This window comes from Paenibacillus gallinarum (genome assembly GCF_014836635.1).
In the GTDB taxonomy this organism is placed as follows: Bacteria; Bacillota; Bacilli; order Paenibacillales; family Paenibacillaceae; genus Paenibacillus; species Paenibacillus gallinarum.
In genome coordinates, this window is the sequence record NZ_JACSQL010000002.1 from 577,570 (window position 1) to 597,521 (window position 19,952).

Annotated in this window: 22 protein-coding genes; 19 read left to right on the forward strand and 3 right to left on the reverse strand. The window is 43.3% G+C overall.

Features of this window, described 5'->3' with window-relative positions; translation table 11 throughout:
- Positions 1–27 precede the first annotated feature (27 nt).
- The 5 genes from lpdA to lipB all read left to right on the forward strand — a co-directional run bounded on the left by lpdA (position 28) and on the right by lipB (position 5,811).
- Positions 28–1,449, forward strand: a complete 1,422-nt coding sequence (gene lpdA / locus H9647_RS07820) for a dihydrolipoyl dehydrogenase (RefSeq protein ID WP_191799177.1) — start codon at positions 28–30, stop codon at positions 1,447–1,449.
- Positions 1,450–1,654: 205 nt separating this feature from the next.
- The gene (locus tag H9647_RS07825; RefSeq protein WP_191799457.1) at positions 1,655–2,671 is read left to right on the forward strand and encodes a thiamine pyrophosphate-dependent dehydrogenase E1 component subunit alpha; all 1,017 of its coding nucleotides are present in this window, start codon (positions 1,655–1,657) and stop codon (positions 2,669–2,671) included.
- On the forward strand, positions 2,671–3,657 hold the full coding sequence (locus H9647_RS07830) for an alpha-ketoacid dehydrogenase subunit beta (RefSeq protein ID WP_191799178.1): 987 nt from the start codon (positions 2,671–2,673) through the stop codon (positions 3,655–3,657). Before H9647_RS07825 ends, H9647_RS07830 begins: the two co-directional genes overlap by 1 nt.
- 47 nt (positions 3,658–3,704) lie before the next feature.
- Positions 3,705–5,066 carry a dihydrolipoamide acetyltransferase family protein gene (locus H9647_RS07835; RefSeq protein ID WP_191799179.1) on the forward strand — a complete coding sequence of 454 codons (1,362 nt, stop codon included), beginning with the start codon at positions 3,705–3,707 and terminating at the stop codon, positions 5,064–5,066.
- A gap of 46 nt (positions 5,067–5,112) precedes the next feature.
- A complete protein-coding gene (gene lipB / locus H9647_RS07840; protein WP_191799180.1) occupies positions 5,113–5,811 on the forward strand; it encodes a lipoyl(octanoyl) transferase LipB in 699 nt (232 codons plus the stop codon).
- A 93-nt stretch (positions 5,812–5,904) separates the two neighbouring features.
- Here the strand turns inward: lipB and prli42 are convergent, their stop codons facing one another.
- Positions 5,905–6,006: a stressosome-associated protein Prli42 gene (gene prli42 / locus H9647_RS07845; protein ID WP_160033399.1), complete on the reverse strand. Its 102-nt coding sequence runs from the start codon at positions 6,004–6,006 to the stop codon at positions 5,905–5,907.
- A gap of 86 nt (positions 6,007–6,092) precedes the next feature.
- Here prli42 and H9647_RS07850 point away from each other — a divergent pair, with 86 nt between their 5' ends.
- Positions 6,093–7,220 carry a M20/M25/M40 family metallo-hydrolase gene (locus tag H9647_RS07850; protein WP_404822595.1) on the forward strand — a complete coding sequence of 376 codons (1,128 nt, stop codon included), beginning with the start codon at positions 6,093–6,095 and terminating at the stop codon, positions 7,218–7,220.
- Between the two features lie 82 nt (positions 7,221–7,302).
- Here the strand turns inward: H9647_RS07850 and H9647_RS07855 are convergent, their stop codons facing one another.
- The gene (locus H9647_RS07855; protein WP_191799182.1) at positions 7,303–7,467 is read right to left on the reverse strand and encodes a Z-ring formation inhibitor MciZ; all 165 of its coding nucleotides are present in this window, start codon (positions 7,465–7,467) and stop codon (positions 7,303–7,305) included.
- Positions 7,468–7,565: 98 nt separating this feature from the next.
- On the opposite strand from H9647_RS07855, the gene H9647_RS07860 reads away from it, so the two are divergent.
- The 10 genes from H9647_RS07860 to H9647_RS07905 all read left to right on the forward strand — a co-directional run bounded on the left by H9647_RS07860 (position 7,566) and on the right by H9647_RS07905 (position 16,518).
- The gene (locus H9647_RS07860) at positions 7,566–8,165 is read left to right on the forward strand and encodes an NUDIX domain-containing protein (protein ID WP_191799183.1); all 600 of its coding nucleotides are present in this window, start codon (positions 7,566–7,568) and stop codon (positions 8,163–8,165) included.
- A 1-nt stretch (position 8,166) separates the two neighbouring features.
- Positions 8,167–9,375: an endonuclease Q family protein gene (locus H9647_RS07865; protein WP_191799184.1), complete on the forward strand. Its 1,209-nt coding sequence runs from the start codon at positions 8,167–8,169 to the stop codon at positions 9,373–9,375.
- A gap of 77 nt (positions 9,376–9,452) precedes the next feature.
- Positions 9,453–10,079, forward strand: coding sequence for a stage II sporulation protein M (gene spoIIM, locus H9647_RS07870; RefSeq protein WP_191799185.1), 627 nt, complete (start codon positions 9,453–9,455; stop codon positions 10,077–10,079).
- Between the two features lie 119 nt (positions 10,080–10,198).
- The gene (fur, locus tag H9647_RS07875; protein ID WP_160033389.1) at positions 10,199–10,660 is read left to right on the forward strand and encodes a ferric iron uptake transcriptional regulator; all 462 of its coding nucleotides are present in this window, start codon (positions 10,199–10,201) and stop codon (positions 10,658–10,660) included.
- 250 nt (positions 10,661–10,910) lie between these two features.
- Complete coding sequence (locus tag H9647_RS07880; RefSeq protein ID WP_191799186.1) at positions 10,911–11,153, forward strand: DUF4227 family protein; 243 nt, start codon at positions 10,911–10,913, stop codon at positions 11,151–11,153.
- 54 nt (positions 11,154–11,207) lie between these two features.
- Positions 11,208–12,113 (forward strand): site-specific tyrosine recombinase XerD, encoded by a 906-nt coding sequence (xerD, locus tag H9647_RS07885; protein WP_191799187.1) that lies wholly within the window; start codon positions 11,208–11,210, stop codon positions 12,111–12,113.
- A gap of 63 nt (positions 12,114–12,176) precedes the next feature.
- Positions 12,177–13,370, forward strand: coding sequence for a phosphopentomutase (gene deoB, locus H9647_RS07890; RefSeq protein WP_191799188.1), 1,194 nt, complete (start codon positions 12,177–12,179; stop codon positions 13,368–13,370).
- A 17-nt stretch (positions 13,371–13,387) separates the two neighbouring features.
- Positions 13,388–14,212: a purine-nucleoside phosphorylase gene (locus H9647_RS07895; RefSeq protein ID WP_191799189.1), complete on the forward strand. Its 825-nt coding sequence runs from the start codon at positions 13,388–13,390 to the stop codon at positions 14,210–14,212.
- Between the two features lie 51 nt (positions 14,213–14,263).
- Positions 14,264–15,130: a purine-nucleoside phosphorylase gene (locus H9647_RS07900; RefSeq protein ID WP_191799190.1), complete on the forward strand. Its 867-nt coding sequence runs from the start codon at positions 14,264–14,266 to the stop codon at positions 15,128–15,130.
- A gap of 53 nt (positions 15,131–15,183) precedes the next feature.
- On the forward strand, positions 15,184–16,518 hold the full coding sequence (locus tag H9647_RS07905) for a pyrimidine-nucleoside phosphorylase (protein WP_191799191.1): 1,335 nt from the start codon (positions 15,184–15,186) through the stop codon (positions 16,516–16,518).
- Between the two features lie 86 nt (positions 16,519–16,604).
- Here the strand turns inward: H9647_RS07905 and H9647_RS07910 are convergent, their stop codons facing one another.
- Positions 16,605–17,603 carry a cation diffusion facilitator family transporter gene (locus H9647_RS07910; RefSeq protein WP_191799192.1) on the reverse strand — a complete coding sequence of 333 codons (999 nt, stop codon included), beginning with the start codon at positions 17,601–17,603 and terminating at the stop codon, positions 16,605–16,607.
- Positions 17,604–17,843: 240 nt separating this feature from the next.
- On the opposite strand from H9647_RS07910, the gene H9647_RS07915 reads away from it, so the two are divergent.
- The 3 genes from H9647_RS07915 to spoIIAB all read left to right on the forward strand — a co-directional run bounded on the left by H9647_RS07915 (position 17,844) and on the right by spoIIAB (position 19,944).
- On the forward strand, positions 17,844–19,028 hold the full coding sequence (locus H9647_RS07915; RefSeq protein WP_191799193.1) for a D-alanyl-D-alanine carboxypeptidase family protein: 1,185 nt from the start codon (positions 17,844–17,846) through the stop codon (positions 19,026–19,028).
- A gap of 113 nt (positions 19,029–19,141) precedes the next feature.
- Positions 19,142–19,495, forward strand: coding sequence for an anti-sigma F factor antagonist (spoIIAA, locus tag H9647_RS07920; protein WP_191799194.1), 354 nt, complete (start codon positions 19,142–19,144; stop codon positions 19,493–19,495).
- Positions 19,492–19,944, forward strand: a complete 453-nt coding sequence (spoIIAB, locus tag H9647_RS07925; protein WP_191799195.1) for an anti-sigma F factor — start codon at positions 19,492–19,494, stop codon at positions 19,942–19,944. Before spoIIAA ends, spoIIAB begins: the two co-directional genes overlap by 4 nt.
- The last annotated feature ends 8 nt before the right edge of the window (positions 19,945–19,952 follow it).

Consider the following 19,952-nt stretch of genomic DNA (forward strand, 5'->3'; position numbering starts at 1 on the left):
GTGGAAGAATTGGGGGAATGATTTTTTATGGCAATAGAATGTGATGTTGCAATCTTGGGCGGGGGAACAGGTGGCTATGTGGCTGCGATCCGGGCTGCGCAATTAGGTAAATCTGTCGTTATTGTAGAAAAAGATAAACTTGGCGGAACGTGTCTTCACCGCGGTTGTATTCCAAGCAAGGCACTGCTTCGAAGTGCAGAAGTATATGCAGATATTAAAGATAGCGTAAGTTACGGTATTGAAACTTCGGGGGCGACGTTAGTATTCCCTAAAGTTCAAGAAAGAAAAGAAGCCATCGTTGAGCAGCTCCATCAGGGTGTTCAGTATTTGATGCGTAAAAATAAGATCACCGTTTTGCATGGAAAAGGAAGAGTCATTGGTCCTTCGATTTTTTCTCCAAAAAGCGGAGCTCTTGCTGTAGAACTTGATAATGGAGAGATGGAAAATGTAGTGTCGGCAAATCTGATTATTGCTACAGGAACTCGTCCTAGAACGCTGCCTGGACTCGAACCTGAAGGCGATAAGATTATGACAAGCGACGAGGCTCTTCGAATGGACGACCTGCCGGATTCCATCATTATTGTTGGCGGCGGAGTTATTGGAGTAGAATGGGCATCCATGCTATCTGATTTTAATGTAAAAGTGACTCTTGTTGAGGCAGCAGATCACATTCTTCCCCAAGAAGATCAAGAGATTGCTGCTGAAATGAAACGATTGCTTGTCAAACGAGGAGTAGAGGTAAGAACAGGTTCCCAGGTCATGACGGATACATATATAGACCATGGTGATTCACTTTCGATTGATATACAGTCGAGTGCGGGAAGCGAAACTTTATCCGCTTCGAAAATATTAATCTCGGTCGGTCGAGTAGCAAATGTCGAGAATATTGGCATTGAGAACACGGATATAAAATTATCAAATGGATTCATTGAGGTGAATAAGCAGTTACAGACCGCTGTTCCTCATATTTATGCGATCGGCGATTGTATCGGAGGCCTCCAGCTTGCCCATGTTGCTTCCCATGAAGGAATCCGTGCCGTACATCATATGTCAGGCGAAACCGTACATGCGACTCCGGATCAATTTATTCCAAGAGCCATCTATTCTAGACCTGAAGCAGCGAGTGTTGGATATACAGAAAAGCAAGCTAGAGAACTTGGTTATAAGGTGAAGATTGGGAAGTTTCCTTTTCAAGCGATTGGCAAAGCCTTGGTACACGGACATCAAGAAGGCTTTGTGAAAGTAATTGCGGATGAGGACACCAATGATATTTTGGGAGTTCATATGATTGGAACTCATGTTACAGATCTGATCAGTGAAGCAGCGCTTGCTCAGCTATTAGATGCAACTCCTTGGGAAATAGGACAGCTTGTGCATCCTCATCCCTCTTTATCGGAGATTATGGGAGAAGCAATGCTTGCCGTAGACGGTAATGCAATCGGAATGTAAATGCCTGCTTTACCCGTTATCTAGTAAGTGGATATGAAACATGACACTTATCATGAATGTGGTTTATCTCTTTTCTTTTTGCAAATAAAACGAGTATAATGAGCTTAAGCCAAGTCTTAGTACCAGGTTATAAGACAAGACAACAATACCTAAGACGCTTGAGCTACTCTAAAAGGAGGGTTCGCTAGTTTTGAACTTAAATAATATGACTTCTAAACAGTACAAACATAATGAGCTTGGTCTATCTGATGGTCAGGTTATTGATATGTACAAATATATGCTCCTGGCCCGTAAATTTGATGAACGCTGTATGCTTTTACAAAGAGCGGGAAAAATCAATTTCCACGTTTCCGGTATCGGTCAAGAGACAGCTCAGGTAGCTGCTGCTTTTGCGCTTGATCGTGAAAAGGATTATTTCCTGCCTTATTATCGAGATTATGGATTTGTTATGGCCGTAGGAATGACGCCGCGTGAACTCATGCTGTCCGCTTTTGCGAAAGCAGAAGACCCGAATAGTGGAGGGCGCCAAATGCCTGGTCATTTTGGAAGCAAACGACTTCGCATTGTAACAGGTTCAAGTCCTGTAACTACGCAGGTACCTCATGCAGTCGGCTTTGCACTTGCAGCGAAAATGCAAAAGAAAGATTTTGTATCTTTCGTTACTTTTGGCGAAGGTTCGAGTAATCAGGGGGACTTCCATGAAGGAAGTAACTTTGCGGGCGTTCATAAACTTCCAGTTATTATCATGGTTGAAAATAATCAGTATGCCATCTCTGTGCCTGTTCACAAACAGCTTAGCGGAAAAGTAAGTGATCGTGCTTTGGGATATGGCTTCCCGGGAATCCGTGTAGATGGTAATGATGCTCTTGCTGTGTACGCTGCTGTAAAAGAAGCACGCGAACGTGCCGTAGCGGGAGAAGGTCCGACACTAATTGAGGCGATGATGTACCGGTTGTCTCCACATTCAACTTCAGATAATGATCTCGCTTATCGAACAAAAGAAGAAGTAGAAGAGAACTGGAAAAAAGACGGCCTTGCCAAAATGAAACAATACTTGATTGACTGTGGTTTATGGGATGAAGAGCGAGATGCAGATCTGGCTGCACAGCTTAGTATGGAACTGAAAGAAGCGACGGAATATGCAGACAATGCTCCATTTCCGAAGCCGGAAGATACCCTGCTGCATGTGTATGCCGATGATGAGTCAGGAGGGAAACAATAATGGCTGAAATGGAGTATATTGATGCGATTAGACTCGCGATGAAAGAAGAAATGGAGCGCGATGAGACCGTATTTGTGCTTGGCGAAGACGTAGGGGTGAAAGGCGGCGTATTCACTACAACCAAAGGACTTATGGATCAGTTTGGTGAAATGCGCGTGATGGATACACCTTTATCGGAGTCGGCTATTGCAGGGGTAGCTATTGGTGCTGCCATGTATGGAATGAAGCCGATTGCGGAGATGCAATATTCTGATTTCATGCTTCCAGCAACCAATCAAATCATTAGTGAAGCTGCTAAAATTAGATACAGATCGAACAATGATTGGAGTTGCCCTGTTGTTATTCGTGCGCCAATCGGCGGCGGTATTTTTGGTGGTCTATACCATTCTCAGTGTCCGGAATCCATTTTCTTTGGAACCCCGGGGCTTAAAATTGTAGCACCTTACACCGCATATGATGCGAAGGGGCTTCTCAAAGCAGCAGTGCGTGATCCAGACCCAGTACTTTTCTTTGAAAATAAAAAAATGTATCGTCTCTCGAAGGAAGAAGTGCCTGAAGAGGATTACATCGTACCGATTGGCAAGGCTAACTTACTTCGTGAAGGTGACGATATTACAGTGATCGCTTATTCACAGCCGCTGCATTTTGTAATGCAAGCCGCTGAGGAACTGGAAAAAGAACAAGGAATAACTTCGCATGTTCTTGATCTGCGTACACTGCAACCACTGGATAAAGAAGCGATTATCGCTGCTGCAAAACAAACGGGAAAAGTCCTTATCATCCATGAAGATAACAAAACAGGCGGAGTAGGTGCAGAAGTATCTGCAATTATTAATGAAGAATGTCTGTTTGATCTGGATGCTCCGATTGAACGTCTTTGCGGTCCTGATGTGCCTGCAATGCCAATCAGTCCGCCAATGGAAAGATTTTATATGCTAAGTAAAGATAAAGTGAAAGATGCAATGCTTAAGCTTGCAATGTATTAATGAATAGGTCTCCTCAGGTATGAGGTTGAAGAATTGGAGTGACAAACATGGCAGGACAAAAGAAGTTGATTGAAGTGGTTATGCCGCAACTTGCGGAATCACTCGTATCTGCGACGATCGCCAAGTGGCTAAAAAAACCGGGAGATCGGGTAGACCAATATGAACCTATCTGTGAAGTGATTACGGATAAAGTAAATGCAGAGATTCCTTCTACGGTAGAAGGAATTATGGGTGAACTTACGGCAGAAGAAGGTCAAACGGTTGGAGTAGGTGAGCTGATCTGTCGTATGGAAGTCCATGCTGCAGCAGGAACCGGAATTGTGGGAGAAACTTCTGACACAAGTACTTCAGATCATATCGCTCAAAAGGCGGTTACAGCGAGTGCTATGGAAGGTTCCATGCGCAATCGATATTCACCAGCCGTTCAGAGTCTTGCAGCGGAGCATGGTATTGATCTTAGTCAAGTGCCAGGAACAGGAATGAATGGCCGAATTACGCGTAAAGATGTACTTCGTTATGTAGAAGGCGGAAATACACAGCAGCAAACGTCGGGACTAGTGCAGGAAGAACGTAAACAAACACCGCGTCATACGTCTTCTGAACCACAGAATTTATCGATGGACCCGTCTATTTCTGTTCGTCATTCTGGCATTCATTTATCAGAGACACCAAAATTGCCGAAGATTGAAGTCGATGGATATACACAAGGAAGAGCAGAGCAGTACATCGATATTACGCCGGTTCGTAATGCGATCGCTAGAAATATGCGTCAGAGTGTATCGGAGATACCGCATGCTTGGACGATGATCGAAGTGGATGTGACGAATCTCGTTACTTTACGTAATAAACTGAAAGATGAGTTTAAGCGTAAAGAAGGGATTAATTTAACTTATTTAGCTTTCCTTTTAAAAGCAGTGGTTAATGCGATCAAAGATTATCCGATCATGAACTCGGTATGGGCTGTTGATAAAATCATCGTAAAACGTGACATTAATATTTCTTTAGCGGTAGGAACAGAAGATTCGGTCATGACTCCCGTTATTCAGCGAGCAGACACCAAAAATATTGCTGGACTCGCTCATGAGATTGAAGATCTTGCGAGAAGAACTAGAGAAGGTACATTGAAGCTGGATGATATGCAAGGAGGAACATTCACCGTAAATAATACGGGTTCGTTTGGTTCTATTTTGTCTTATCCTATTATTAACTATCCACAAGCGGCTATTCTTACGTTTGAATCTATTGTGAAAAAGCCGGTCGTTATTAATGACATGATCGCCGTAAGGTCAATGGCTAATTTATGTTTGTCCTTGGATCATCGTATTTTGGACGGTGTCATCTCAGGAAGATTCCTGCAACGAGTAAAAGAGAATTTAGAAAGTTATTCTTTAGACACGAAGCTATACTAAAACATCTGTGGTATGTGGTGAGTTAATCATGGGGAGGTATATTCTTATGAATAGACCGCTTGTTGTAAGCTATACCGATATGATGGATTACGGTGAAGCATGGGATCTACAGAAAAAATTGGTCCATGACATCGATGCCGGAGAGCAGCAGGAACACCTGCTGCTTTTGCAGCATCCACCTACATATACAATCGGTACGCAGCGACATCCGGAACATCTGCTGATTAGTGAGGAAGATCGGAAGAAAAAAGGCATTTCAGTCTATCAGATCGATCGAGGCGGTGACATTACCTATCACGGACCCGGTCAGCTAGTTGCATACCCCATCATGTTTTTGGGCCGAGGTAAAGAAATTGACTTACATGCTCATTTAAGGAATGTGGAAGAAGTAATTATTACGTATTTACGCTCCTATGGTATTGAAGCAGGCCGCAAAGAGCAGTATACAGGAGTATGGGTAGGGAACTTCAAAATTTGTGCCATAGGCATTAAGTTTAATCGCAGTACTTCGCAGCGAAGAGACTTTATTACGAGTCACGGATTTGCATTTAATATCAAATCAGGATTGCAGAGCGAAGGATTTGGTGGGATTGTCCCTTGCGGAATCGAAGAGTTTGGGGTAACCACTTTGGAAGATTGTACAGGGCTTGTTCACACTCCGGAACAGGTAGCACAGGAACTGGTCCCTATTTTTGCAAAACAATTTGGTTTTGATCCAATCTGGGCCGCAAAAGTATACGTGTGAAATCACAGTAGAAATGAAAATGCCCTCTCAGTTCTTCTAAAGAGAGAAGCATAGAGAGGGCCAAGCTTGTCCTATTCATTTCGTCAAATCTGCTTATCCAAAGAGCAGTGGTTCAATAACAATTAACAACGTTGAGGCAATCATCGCAATTAACATCAGATAGATTACAACTTTAAACCATTTTTTCTGTTGCATCAGTAAGCTCCTTTTATACCATAATTATAATCTATTGTAACGTATCCATAGCATAGTGAAAAGTCTAACTAGAAGGGATGATAACCATGATTAATCAAGAACGGATAACAAAGGAATTTATGGATCTTGTTAAGATCGATAGTGTAACCCAATATGAACAGCAAATTTCTGAAGTACTTAAAACAAAGTTTACGGAGCTTGGACTCGAAGTCAAGGAAGATGATACAAAAGAAGAAACAGGACACGGCGCAGGCAACTTGATTGTCACATGGAAAGCACAAGGTGCGGATCAGGCTCCAAAACTGTTCTTTACTTGTCATATGGATACCGTCGCTCCAGGCGAAGGAATCAAACCTCAGATCTCTGAAGATGGATTTATTCGTAGTGATGGTACAACGATTTTAGGTGCGGATGACAAAGCAGGTATCGCTGCTCTTTTTGAAGCCATCCGTGTAATAGAGGAGAATAACATTCCTCATGGTCAGATTCAGTTTGTAATTACTGTAGGTGAAGAATCGGGACTAATTGGGGCAAGAGCGATGAAGGCAGAGGATATTGACGCAGAATTCGGGTTTGCACTTGATTCTAACGGTGAAGTTGGTGGAATCTGTGTTGCGGCTCCAGCGAGAGCGCAAATTACAATGAAAATTACGGGTAAATCGGCTCATGCTGGCGTGAATCCGGAAGATGGAATCAGCGCCATTCAAGTCGCTGCCAAAGCAATTGCGGCTATGAAACTGGGACGTGTTGACCACGAAACAACAGCGAACATTGGAAGTTTCTCCGGAGCAGGTCCACTGAACGTCGTTTGTGACTATGCTGAAATTTTGGCTGAAGCACGGAGTATTGTTCAAAGTAAAGTGGAAAATCAAGTTGATCACATGAGAAATGCACTGCAGTCTACTTGCGAGCAGTATGGGGCAAAAGCTGAATTTGAAAGTGATATCGCTTATCCTGCTTTTAAATTAACGGACGAAGATGAGGTTGTGAAACTCGCAGCACGCGCGATCACAAGTGCGGGTCTAACACCAAAAACATTCCCTTCCGGCGGCGGAAGCGATGCGAATATATTCAATGGTTTTGGCATTCCGACGGTGAACCTTGCTCTCGGGTATGAAGATATTCATACGACAAATGAGCGAATCAAAGTAAGCAGTCTGGTAGATGCGGCGCGTGTCGTTGTATCGATCGTGAAAGAATCTGCAAAATCGTAATATAAAAAACAGCATATAAGAAGGTCTGGGCATGAGTTCGCACCAGACCTTTTTTGCAAATGAAAAATTGAAACCCGTTTTTTTATTTACTATTTCGAATTAAGGGTAATACGTTATGAGACTTTCGAATGAGGTCGATGACCTGCATATCTGGACCGTAATCTGACAACCAATGTCTAAGCGTATTCATAATCTGGTGTGCCTGTCCGGTCATATATAGAGATTCATGGGTTTTATAGCTTTTCATCAGAGCTCACTCCTAAATAAAGTCGTATAATACACCGTATGCCCATGAAGTCTAATTTAATACTTATTGTTTGCTTACATTTATGAGGAGGTTTAACTATGAAGGAATCTATTGTTCGTCAAAAGCATCCAAAACTTAAGCATCCGGATTCGAATCCGGCATTAGTGGAAACAACCGTATCCACAGAGTCTATATTTGAGGGGAAAGTGGTTTCTCTTCACTTGGATACCGTAACCTTACCGAATGGACAGACTGGTAAAAGAGAAATTATAAGACACCCGGGTGCGGTTGCTGTTCTGGCAGTTCGAGGAGATCGTATGCTGGTTGTGGATCAGTATAGACAGGCATTAGGAAGAACCGAGCTAGAAATTCCGGCAGGTAAGCTGGACCCAGGCGAAGACCCTGAGGAAGCAGCAAAAAGAGAACTCAGAGAAGAAACGGGGTTCCGCGCTAAATCCCTTGTTCCACTCCCTGCTTTTTACACCTCCCCTGGTTTTGCTGATGAGGTTATCTATCTATACATGGCTGAAGAGCTCGAGGCAGGCGAGATGGAACTAGATGAAGATGAGTTTCTCGAAGTATCGGAGATCACTTTGGATGAAGCTTATTTACTGATTAAAGAAGGACGGATCAGCGATGCCAAGACGATTCTTGCAGTCTACGCATGGCACTTATATCAGCTGACAGGGAAGCTGTAAAATGAATCAGCAAGTTTCTGAAAGTGCTCCATCGCTTCGTACGTTCTATGCAGATCTCCATATTCATATTGGCAGAACAAACAGAGGAGAAGCGGTGAAAATAAGCGGCAGCCGGGATTTAACTTTTCTTAACATTGCTAAAGAAGCGGCAACCCGCAAAGGAATCGAACTTATCGGTATTATTGATGCCCACGCTCCTGTGGTACAGCGTGATATTAGAGAAGCACTTGAATCTGGTGAGATGAGAGAAATACCGGGCGGAGGCATCGCGTATCAGAATACGGTGATTTTACTCGGGACAGAGCTTGAAGTGAGGGAACCTGGACGAAAGGAATTCCATTTTCTTGCTTACTTTAGAACGTTATCGGATATAGAGTCCTTTACGGCCTGGATTACCCCTTTTATGAAAAATGTGAATCTTAGTTCGCAGCGAGTGTATGTCCCTGTACAAGAACTTCAAAGGGAAATTATACGCCGTGGTGGACTGTTTATCCCTGCTCATGTGTTTACACCCCATAAAGGTATTTATGGAAGCAGTGTATACCGGATGGAGGAAATTCTAGATGTAGCTGACATATCAGCCATCGAACTTGGACTTAGTGCGGATTCAGAAATGGCAGGTTATATTAGCGAACTGGACAACATTCCTTTTTTGACGAATTCGGATGCGCATTCCCTTGGTAAAATCGGGAGAGAGTACAATAGTCTTCGGTTGTCAGAGCCTTCATTTGATGAGTTTTGTTATGCTTTACAAAATAAAGACGGCCGCCGGATTGAAGCGAATTATGGCTTGAATCCGCTGCTTGGTAAATATCACCGTACTTACTGCGCAGCATGTAACAGTATTCTCGATGAAGCCAAGGTCACTGGAGAGCGATGCCCTTATTGTGGAAGCACCAAATTGATTCAAGGTGTACTTGATCGAATTTTAACAATTGCGGATCGTGACAAGTCTTATATTCCACCTGGGCGGCCTGCTTATCAATACCAAGTACCACTGGAATTTATTCCGGGGCTTGGCAAAGTGAAACTACGTTTATTACTTGAAGCTTTCGGAAGTGAAATGGCAATCCTGCATCGTACGGAAGAAGACGATTTACGTAATGTTGTTGGAGATGAACTTGCGAGGTACATTATTATGGCCAGAAGCGGTGAACTGCTGCTGAACTCTGGCGGCGGAGGAACCTACGGCAAAGTTTCGAGAACATGAATTCAGGTTCGGGTCATAGAATGAGAGAGAAATTCATAGAGTAGGGTATGTAACCAGAAAGGGGACGACCTCTCGCCATGCCATTTCTCAAACATACATTTAGAGACCAAACTCCACTTTATATTTTTGTTGCTGTATTATTTCTGGTCGGGGTTATTTTCGGTGCATTAATGGTAGGAGCACTAACCCTGGATCAGCAGCAGGATCTTGCGGGTTATTTGGATAATTTTTTTGTAAGTATGCATCAAGGAAATGTAGATGAAGCTCATTCTTTTTTTGACATTACCATGCTTCATTTGAAGTGGATTGGACTTATTTTCATTCTTGGCTTATCTGTCATCGGTCTTCCAGGTATTTTAGTTTTGGACTTTCTAAAAGGGGTGCTGATCGGTTTTTCTGTTGGATATTTGGTTGCTCAGTATTCCTGGAAAGGGTTGCTGCTCGCTTTGCTGTCTATTGCTCCTCATAATCTATTTTTAATTCCTGTCCTGATGATTAGCAGTGTGGCCGCAATTACCTTTTCACTTCATATGATACGCAGCCGGTTTTTTATGCAGCGAAACCAAAGTCTAAAAAGACCACTTACCAGTTACATTACTTTAACCCTGGCAATGGCCTTGCTTATGGTCGGAATCTCTTCCTTTGAGACCTTTGTGACTCCTGTGTTAATGCAGTGGGTAACCCCATTATTTATTAAGGTTTAAACCTAGGACCCAATCTCTCTTAAAACCCTGATACTGTTGACTTTATTTCGTAAGTGACCCTATAATAAACAAGTGGGTTTACGTACACGATGCAGTGATTTCCGAGGGGGAGGGATAATATGGAAGCACGGATCGACAAGATAAAACAACAGTTACAATCTCAAGGCTACAAACTAACGCCCCAACGGGAAGCGACAGTTCGAGTCTTGCTAGAAAATGAAGAAGACCATTTGAGTGCAGAAGATGTGTTCATGTTGGTTAAGGAAAAAGCTCCCGAAATCGGTCTTGCAACCGTATATCGAACCCTGGAACTGCTCAGTGAGCTGCATGTCGTTGAGAAGATTAATTTTGGTGACGGAGTAGCCCGCTATGATTTGCGCGGTGACACAAGCAAGCACCATCATCACCATTTGATATGCGTTCAATGCGGCAGTATGGACGAAATACGAGAAGATTGGCTTGGGCCGCTTGAAGAAAGATTAGAGCGTGAGTTTAATTTTACGGTTCTAGATCACAGACTTGATTTTCAAGGAATCTGTCATCGTTGCAAGGACAAGAACGATCAGAAACCGAAGAACTGATATAAAGACAAGCATGAGCAAGCTCTCACCGAGTCAAGTTCGGGGGAGCTTTTTTAGCATGTACACGTAGAGGTAATGACTTGTAAAATATAGAATGAATTCGATAACTTCCTCTTTTCGCCAGCCTAAAGGTGGTCATAGTCGGGTTGACAGTTTCATAGGCTGAATCATAGCCGAATTGTCATCGGGGAATACTACCCAAACCCTTCATAGGGCGACATTATAACTTTAGGAAAGGCGGAAGAAACTCATGGTATTTTCACTTCGCAAATGGCTTCGCATGGTTCGTTTGTTTATCATATTTGCTGCCCTTGTTTATATGTTTTATAATGTGTTCGATTTATTCTCAAACTGGATCACTCCTGTGGATCATTACAAGATCCCTGAGGGTAATGCACTGAAAGTATTTCATCCCGAAGAAGGAATTCAGCTTGCAGCCGAGAAAACAAACTTAATGAATCGTCTTCGTTTTTTCTATTGGTATGGTGAATAGAAGTGTGGACTTGTTAACATAAAAATTCAAAGGTAAGGAGCTGTAAGGAAAACGATGAGGAAGTATGTGCAGCCCTACATGGATTATTTGCAGGAGGATAAAGGGTCTTCTGTCAGTACGCTTGAGTCGTACAAACGTGATATTGAACAGTTTATTGGGTATATGAATAGAGAACAGCATATGGATGCGGATGTGGAAGCGTCTGAGATTACACGTACACATATTGTACTGTATTTATCCTATCTTAAAAAAGAAGGGAAGGCGGCTTCAACCATTGCGCGAAATGTCGTTTCCCTTCGTTCTTTTTTTCATTATCTTATGTTTAAAGGCTTGGTTTCAAAAGATCCGACCTATCATCTGGATTCACCTAAAACAGAGAAAAACCCGCCCAAAATCCTTTCCATTTCAGAAGTGGACAGGCTTCTCAGTATCCCAGATCCTTCTGTGCCTTCTGGCCTTAGGGACAAGGCCATGCTAGAGCTTTTATATGCGACGGGAATTAAAGTTTCAGAGCTTGTTCATCTAAATGTAGAAGACCTGAATACCCAGCTCAAGTATGTTCGGACGGGAAGAGACAGTGCGAAAGAAAGGGTAATACCTGTGACGGGGATAGCGGCCAGGGCAACGACTGAATATCTGGAGTCTGCTCGCAGCAAACTATTAAGGGAACATATCGATGAACAAGCTTTGTTTGTAAATACGAATGGAAGCCGGTTAACACGGCAAGGCATATGGAAAATGATAAAAAAGTACGCAGAAGAAGCGGGTCTCGCTGGCGAAGGAATCACACCGCATACGCTTAGACATTCTTTTGCTGCCCATTTGCTAGAGAATGGTGCTGATTTAAGATCAGTGCAGGAAATGATGGGGCATGCCGATATCTCGACTACTCAAATTTACAATCAAGTGGTCAAACGTAATATGAAAGATGTCTATGATCATTATCATCCCCGTGCCTGATGGATTTCCAACACCATATGTATATTCAGATAAATTTTTGAACCAGGGAAGGGGCAATACATCATGACGAACAGAGAATCACGCTTTAAACGTATTTGTTTCATTGTGCTGGATAGTGTAGGAATTGGAGAACAACCAGATGCTCCTGAGTTTGGTGATGCAGGTGCTCATACACTAGGTCATATTTTGGAACGTGTTCCGGGTACAAAGCTTCCTAACATGCAAAAATTAGGGCTTGGAAATATTGCTTCTATTCCGCCTCTGTCTCCTGCTGAAGCACCTGCAGGATACTATGGAAAGATGAAAGAAGTATCTGCAGGTAAAGATACAATGACGGGACACTGGGAACTAATGGGGCTCAAAATTGAAACTCCATTTAATACATATCCTGCCGGCTTCCCGCAAGATTTAATTACTGAATTCGAAAAACAGACAGGCCGTAAGGTCCTCTGTAATAAACCGGCTTCCGGTACCGAAGTGCTTGAAGAGTACGGTGAAGAGCAAATGAAGACAGGCTCTTGGATCGTATACACATCCGCAGACAGTGTATTCCAAATTGCTGCGCATGAAGACATTATTCCGGTAGAGGAGTTATTTAAAGCTTGTAGGATTGCTCGTAAACTTACGCTAGCTCCTGAACATTCTGTAGGACGTGTAATTGCCCGTCCTTATATAGGACAACCAGGTTCTTTCAAAAGAACGCCTAACCGGCACGATTACGCAGTAAAACCGCCAGAGCCAACAGTAATGAACTCTCTGCAAACCTCGGGCTATGATGTGATCGCAGTAGGAAAGATTAATGACATTTTCGATGGAGAAGGGGTAACCGCATCTTATCCGTCTAAGAGCAATGAACATGGCATTGAACTAACCATTGAGCAACTAGGCAAGGATTTTAACGGACTTTTGTTTACCAATTTAGTAGACTTTGATTCCTTGTACGGTCACCGTAGAGACCCGGAAGGCTATGCAGGTGCTCTTGAAGTGTTTGATAAGGCTTTGCCAGAGATTATGGAGCGCATCGGTCCTGATGATCTGCTGATCATCTCTGCTGACCACGGTAATGATCCTGTACATGCGGGGACGGATCATACGAGAGAGTATGTACCGGTGCTGATCTACAGCCCGTCTTTACAAACACCAGGAAAAAGCATTGGCGTAAGAGATACGTATTCCGATCTCGGTGCGACGATTGCTGATAATTTTGGTACTACAGCTCCACTGCACGGGGAGAGTTTTTTAAGGGAACTTATTTAAGGGGGACAACCAAGTTTATGACACAGCTAGCGCAGAACAGCGTAGGGGAAGCAGCAACTTATATCCAATCAAAAACGAACATTATTCCTGAAATCGGGCTTATTCTTGGCTCAGGACTCGGCATTCTTGCTGAACTGATTGAAGATGCCATCGCAATTCCTTATGAAGAGATTCCTCATTTTCCGGCTTCTACTGTAGAAGGTCATGTTGGGGAATTATTGATTGGAACCATTCAGGGGCGTCCTGTAGTGATGATGAAAGGCCGTTTCCATATGTATGAAGGTTATGGTCCTGAAGTAACCGCGTTTCCGGTACGTGTTATGAAAGCGATCGGTGTTCAAAAGATGCTTGTAACGAACGCAGCAGGAGGCGTTAACACGTCTTATACGCCTGGAGATCTGATGATTATATCAGATCATCTTAATATGACAGGCCGCAATCCGCTGATCGGACCCAATCATGATGATTTTGGTGTGCGTTTCCCAGATATGTCTGAAGCGTATAGCCTTAGACTCCGTAAGCTTGCGAAAGAAACGGCGGAGAAACAAGGTTTTGCGATGAAGGAAGGCGTATATGCTGGTCTTCTTGGTCCTAACTATGAGACACCGGCTGAAATCGTTATGTTACGGACACTAGGCGCGGATGCAGTAGGAATGTCTACGGTGGCTGAAGTCATTGTAGCTCGTCATGCAGGAATTGAAGTGCTCGGTATCTCTTGCATTACAAATATGGCTGCAGGTATTCTTGAGCAGCCGTTATCTCATGAAGAAGTCATGGAAACAGCTGAAATGGTAAAAGAAAAATTCTTGAACCTGGTCATGTCACTTATTCCACAAATGTAGATATGATACGGATCATAGCAACATAATTTTGACTAAAGGGGAATGACATATATGTCTCAAACTACAAGTGATCTGACAAAAGATTACGGTGCTCGCATTGAAGAAGCTGCAGCTTATATCAAGCAAAAATTAGGCAAGTATGCTCCTAAGATAGGCCTGGTTTTAGGTTCCGGTCTCGGTGACTTGGGTGACCAGATTGAAGATGCAGTCTATATTCCGTATAACGAAGTTCCTCATTTTCCTGAATCGACCGTTGCAGGACATGCGGGCCGGTTTGTTATTGGACAGCTTGAAGGTAAAGATGTGGTGATTATGCAAGGGCGTTTTCATTACTATGAAGGTTATGATATGCGCACTGTTGTTCTTCCTGTTTATGTGATGGCACAGATCGGTGTAGAAACGCTGATGCTGACGAATGCAGCAGGCGGTATGAATCGTGGATTTAGAGCAGGAGATCTAATGTTAATTACAGATCACCTCAATATGACGGGAGCGAATCCCTTGATTGGTCCCAATGATTCGAAACTTGGTGTTCGATTCCCTGATATGTCTGCTGCCTATGATCCAGAATATCGTGCTCTCGCCAAAAAACTTTCGAAAGAAATTAAAGGTGAGGACGGTACGCATTTGGAACTGCAGGAAGGGGTATACTGCGGCATCAGTGGCCCTACGTATTCAACACCAAAAGAATCAACCATGTTTGCTCTTCTTGGCGGAGATGCAATTGGGATGTCTACCGTAGGTGAAGTGATTGCGGCAAGACATGCGGGTTTACGTGTACTGGGCATTTCCTGTATTACGGATATGGCAATTGGAGAAGAACTTGAACCACTAACTCATGAACAAGTAGTTGCTGTCGCAAATCGTACCAAACCGAAATTTATCGGTCTTGTACGTGCTTTCGTTCGTGAAGTGTAAGTAACGGTTCATTGAGCTTTTATTAAATACGGTAATAAGGTGTGGTCAAGCATATGAGAGCTGTCGATATAATACAGAAGAAGCGCGATGGACATGAGTTGTCAGCAGAAGAAATTACGTTTCTAATCCAGGGTTACAGCCGCGGTGAAATACCGGATTATCAGATGTCTGCTTGGGCTATGGCAGTTTATTTCCAGGGGATGACGGCACAAGAGACAGGTCATCTTACGATGGAAATGGCGAAGTCAGGAGATCAAGTGGATCTATCCCCGATTCAGGGCATCAAAGTAGACAAACATTCTACGGGGGGAGTAGGAGACAAAACAACGATTGTACTTGCTCCGCTTGTTGCCGCGGCAGGTGTTCCTGTAGCTAAGATGTCAGGCCGGGGATTAGGTCATACCGGTGGTACCCTAGACAAGTTAGAGTCGATCTCAGGCTTTACCATTGAGCTCACTAGAGACGAGTTTCTGAGTCAAGTGAATGAAGTGGGAGCAGCTGTTATTGGTCAGAGTGGAAATATGGCCCCCGCAGACAAAAAGTTATACGCTCTCCGGGATGTCACCTCGACGGTTAACTCCATTCCACTGATTGCAAGTTCAGTCATGAGCAAGAAGATTGCCGCAGGCGCTGATGCGATTGTACTGGACGTGAAGACAGGCAGTGGAGCTTTTATGAAAACACTGGATGATTCGATTCGTCTTGCAGAAGCGATGGTTGATATCGGAACTCATGTTGGTCGTGATACGGTTGCTGTAATCAGCGATATGGATCAGCCGCTTGGTTTTGGCATTGGTAATGCGCTGGAGATCAAGGAAGCAGTTGAAACCTTACAAGGAAACGGACCGGAAGATCTTCAGGAAGTCAGTCTTATTTTGGCATCACATATGTTGGTACTGGGCGGAAAAGCAAAGACCGTAGAAGAAGCACGTGTTGTGCTTGAAGAACTGCTGAGAAGCGGAGCGGCTTTTGATAAATTGAAACAAATGGTTGCTGCTCAGCATGGAGATGTAGGACAAATAGAAGATCTAAGCAAACTTCCTGGAGCGAGTCGCACACTCGAGGTAAAAGCAGATACAAGTGGTTATGTGGCGAGTATCGAAGCAGAAGCGATCGGTATTGCAGCTATGCTGCTCGGTGCAGGGCGCGAGACAAAGGAATCTGTTATAGATTATGGAGTCGGCGTTACCCTTGTAAAGAAAGTCAGCGATGAAGTAAAAGCAGGAGATACTCTTGCCGTTATGCACATCAATGAAGCGAGTGAATCTAAGGTGCAGGAGGCGGAGAGTAAGCTGAAACAGGCTTACAGCATTACAGATGCTGCCGTACCTAAACAACCATTAATTTATGCACTTGTTACAAAACATGGCGTAGAGCGATTTGTATAGCTTCTGTAAGGCCATATAGATCGCTATAAGAAACAAAAAGAAGCAGAAGTCCGTAAAAGGATATCTGCTTCTTTTTTGTTTCGTTTTTAATTACAAGGCTTTTCTAAGGGCAGTTTTTCACTTTCCATTTGAATCGTGGAGTGGGAGATATGAAACTTTTGTTCTAGCAATGATTTTACTTCGATCAGCAGTTCATCTCGGTTCGCCTCTCCAGAGACTACTAAATGTACGGTAAGGGCCGGAAAGTCAGAAGTAATAGACCAGCTATGAAGGTCATGAAGGCCTAGAACCGAAGGGAGTCTTAAAAGTTCTTCACGAACATCGTCAAGGTTAATAAAATCAGGTTTTCCTTCCATCAGAACATGAACAGCGTCTTTAGTAATTCGGTACCCGCTGATTAAAATCAGAACGGCAACGATTAAGCTTGCGATTGGGTCAGCAATAGACCATCCAAAAAACAGAATGAGCAGACCGGCTATAATGGCTCCAATCGAGCCAAGCAGATCGCCTATGACATGCAGGAAAGCACCTCGTAAATTCAAATTTCCTTTCACATCGCCACCCGACATTAGAATAAAAGCTACAACAATATTGATGATCAGACCGATGACCGCTACAGCTAACATACCGCTACTGGCTACTTCCGGCGGAGCAGAGAATCGCTGAACTGCTTCCCATACAATCGTAATGGAAATGATCAGCAAGGTTAAGCCATTTAGAAAAGCAGCCAAGATCTCAAAGCGTTTATAGCCATATGTTTTGGATGAGTTGGCAGCTTTTTCTCCGATTTTAAATGCAAATAAGGCAAGTCCCATTGCGATCGCATCGCTAAGCATATGTCCTGCGTCTGCAAGAAGAGCCAAACTGCCCGTATACAGACCGCCGATGACTTCGACAATCATAAATGCCGTAATCAGTAAAAAGGAAAGGAAGAGCGCCTTTTTATTATTTGTATGGATGTGAGTATGACCTCCACCGCCGCCATGAGAATGTCCGTGGTCATGTTGGTGATGTTGGTGCTGGTGGTCTCCATGACGATGGGAATGATTATTTTTATGATCTTGTGTATGCTGGTGTTCTTTCATTTTTCCATTCCTCCATGTGATAACAAAGATGAGTCTAGAATTTTGCCACATTCTATGTAACAAGATAAGTCACTTGATATTACCCCATACTAACCTCCAATGAAGCCCGCTTCAATAAAGAGGTCATAATTATCTTGAATATTGGAATAATTTCCATTCAATGTGACGAGAATGTATAGCAGTATGACGCCACACATCAGTTAACTCAGGGATAGACCGAAGAGGAGGATACGGGTACTTATGAAGAAAAGATTAAAATTACTAACCGCTCTTTTGTTGACATGCGCCATTATTGTTCCAGGTACCGCAACAGCCGAGGAGCCGATTAAGAAACAAAATAATGTAATACCTCCCGTTGAACTTGCAGAAAATGCAGTATCGGCAGTGCTGCTTGACGCAGACACAGGGACCATTATCTATGAAAAAAATGGACATGAGAAACTTCCTCCAGCGAGTATTACCAAAATCATGACGATGTTATTGGTTGTTGAAGCGATTGATTCTGGGAAATTAAAATGGACCGATAAAGTTCGTACAAGTGAATATGCTGCATCGATGGGCGGGTCACAAATCTTTCTTGAAGCCGGAGAAGAAATGACGGTAGATGATATGCTCAAAGGAATCGCTATGGCTTCAGGTAATGATGCCTCCGTGGCCATGGCAGAGAAGTTGGCAGGGACGGAAGCTGCATTTGTTGAAATGATGAATAAACGTGCTAAGGAACTTGGGATGAACGACACCAATTTTGCTAACTGTAACGGGCTTCCCGTCGATAATCACTATTCATCTGCACATGATATTGCGATCATGAGCAGGGAATTGTTGAAACATAAAGACGTTACGAAATATACAGGAGCCTATCAAGATCACTTACGTAAAGATTCCGAAAAACCATTTTGGCTGGTAAATACAAATAAATTAGTACGATTCTATCCGGGGGCCGATGGTCTCAAGACAGGTTATACATCAGAAGCTAAATTCTGTTTGTCTGCGACCGCTGTAAAAGACGGCATGCGGGTGGTAGCGGTGGTACTTGGCGAACCGAATACAAAAACAAGAAACAGTGAAGTTTCTAACATGCTGGATTACGCATTTTCTCAGTATATGATGAAAACCATCTATAAAAAAGGTGACGTTATAGGCAAAGTGCAGATAGAAAAAGGGAACATCAAAGAGATTGAAATCATTGCCGACACACCTTACAGCGTCCTTATGAAAAGGGGAGCATCGGATGAAACGACTCAGCAATTGACCATTCCAGCAGAGATTAAAGCTCCTATTGCCAAAGGTCAGGTTTTAGGAAAATTGATCGTTTCACAAGATAATAAAGTTTTGAAAGAATTTGAGATTAAAGCAGCGGTAGATGTGGAAAAAGCAGGTTTCTGGAAACTGTTTAAACGGACTACCTCTGATCTTTTTCGCTAAAAAAAATACTTTTGTAGATTCATGAGAGTTTTCTTCTAGTTTTGTCGGGGGGCAGGAATCCATTTTACAGATGTAGAAATGGTTGGCTATGACAGGGAGGAGAGTGAGCAAGCATGAATTTGCAAGTGAACATGGAGCACGATCGCGGGGTACTCATTGTCCGGCTTACAGGAGAGCTAGATCATCACACGGCAGATGGCGTTCGTATGCAGATGGATGAAGCGATTCAGAAGCAACAGTGCAAGCATCTCGTACTTAGTTTAAAAGATCTTCAGTTTATGGACAGTTCGGGTCTCGGTGTAATTCTAGGACGCTATAAACTGATCCATCATAAAGGCGGGAAAATGGTGATTTCGGGCGCTAATCCAGCGGTTCACCGTTTGCTTGATATGTCGGGCTTGTTCAAAATAATGCCGGTTTTTGATAATGAGGGAAGTGCCCTCTCGGGTCTGGAGGTAGTTTCATGAAATCAGGACAATCGAATTTTATGAACTTGCAGTTCTCTGCAAAGTCGGAAAATGAATCTTTTGCTCGTGTGGCAGTTGCTGCCTTTATTTCACAACTTGATCCAACGATGGATGAACTGAGTGATCTGAAGACAGTGGTATCGGAAGCGGTAACCAATAGTATTATCCATGGTTATCACAGTGATGAAAGCGGTGTGGTTACGATTAAGGCTGAGATTCTTAACGATACCATTACCCTGGTTATTGAAGATAACGGACACGGAATAGAAGATCTCGAAATGGCGAAGCAGCCGCTTTATACTTCTAAACCGGAGTTGGAACGTTCGGGTATGGGCTTTACGATTATGGAAAACTTCATGGACGAATTTGAAGTGTCAAGCGAGCTTGGACGCGGGACTTCAATCCTCATGAAGAAGAGAATAGAATCCAAGAAAGCACTGTATAATTAGGGGTTGGA

Excerpts from the sequence above, each read along its gene's own strand:
- H9647_RS07900 (WP_191799190.1), top strand. The coding sequence starts at position 14,264 with ATGTCTCAAACTACAAGTGATCTGACAAAAGATTACGGTGCTCGCATT.
- spoIIAB (WP_191799195.1), top strand. The coding sequence starts at position 19,492 with ATGAAATCAGGACAATCGAATTTTATGAACTTGCAGTTCTCTGCAAAG.
- H9647_RS07910 (WP_191799192.1), bottom strand. The coding sequence starts at position 17,603 with ATGAAAGAACACCAGCATACACAAGATCATAAAAATAATCATTCCCAT.
- H9647_RS07860 (WP_191799183.1), top strand. The coding sequence starts at position 7,566 with ATGAAGGAATCTATTGTTCGTCAAAAGCATCCAAAACTTAAGCATCCG.
- spoIIM (WP_191799185.1), top strand. The coding sequence starts at position 9,453 with ATGCCATTTCTCAAACATACATTTAGAGACCAAACTCCACTTTATATT.
- fur (WP_160033389.1), top strand. The coding sequence starts at position 10,199 with ATGGAAGCACGGATCGACAAGATAAAACAACAGTTACAATCTCAAGGC.
- H9647_RS07915 (WP_191799193.1), top strand. The coding sequence starts at position 17,844 with ATGAAGAAAAGATTAAAATTACTAACCGCTCTTTTGTTGACATGCGCC.
- H9647_RS07895 (WP_191799189.1), top strand. The coding sequence starts at position 13,388 with ATGACACAGCTAGCGCAGAACAGCGTAGGGGAAGCAGCAACTTATATC.
- H9647_RS07830 (WP_191799178.1), top strand. The coding sequence starts at position 2,671 with ATGGCTGAAATGGAGTATATTGATGCGATTAGACTCGCGATGAAAGAA.
- spoIIAA (WP_191799194.1), top strand. The coding sequence starts at position 19,142 with ATGAATTTGCAAGTGAACATGGAGCACGATCGCGGGGTACTCATTGTC.
- prli42 (WP_160033399.1), bottom strand. The coding sequence starts at position 6,006 with ATGCAACAGAAAAAATGGTTTAAAGTTGTAATCTATCTGATGTTAATT.
- H9647_RS07835 (WP_191799179.1), top strand. The coding sequence starts at position 3,705 with ATGGCAGGACAAAAGAAGTTGATTGAAGTGGTTATGCCGCAACTTGCG.
- H9647_RS07865 (WP_191799184.1), top strand. The coding sequence starts at position 8,167 with ATGAATCAGCAAGTTTCTGAAAGTGCTCCATCGCTTCGTACGTTCTAT.
- H9647_RS07825 (WP_191799457.1), top strand. The coding sequence starts at position 1,655 with ATGACTTCTAAACAGTACAAACATAATGAGCTTGGTCTATCTGATGGT.
- H9647_RS07905 (WP_191799191.1), top strand. The coding sequence starts at position 15,184 with ATGAGAGCTGTCGATATAATACAGAAGAAGCGCGATGGACATGAGTTG.
- H9647_RS07850 (WP_404822595.1), top strand. The coding sequence starts at position 6,093 with ATGATTAATCAAGAACGGATAACAAAGGAATTTATGGATCTTGTTAAG.
- deoB (WP_191799188.1), top strand. The coding sequence starts at position 12,177 with ATGACGAACAGAGAATCACGCTTTAAACGTATTTGTTTCATTGTGCTG.
- H9647_RS07855 (WP_191799182.1), bottom strand. The coding sequence starts at position 7,467 with ATGAAAAGCTATAAAACCCATGAATCTCTATATATGACCGGACAGGCA.
- lipB (WP_191799180.1), top strand. The coding sequence starts at position 5,113 with ATGAATAGACCGCTTGTTGTAAGCTATACCGATATGATGGATTACGGT.
- H9647_RS07880 (WP_191799186.1), top strand. The coding sequence starts at position 10,911 with ATGGTATTTTCACTTCGCAAATGGCTTCGCATGGTTCGTTTGTTTATC.
- xerD (WP_191799187.1), top strand. The coding sequence starts at position 11,208 with ATGAGGAAGTATGTGCAGCCCTACATGGATTATTTGCAGGAGGATAAA.
- lpdA (WP_191799177.1), top strand. The coding sequence starts at position 28 with ATGGCAATAGAATGTGATGTTGCAATCTTGGGCGGGGGAACAGGTGGC.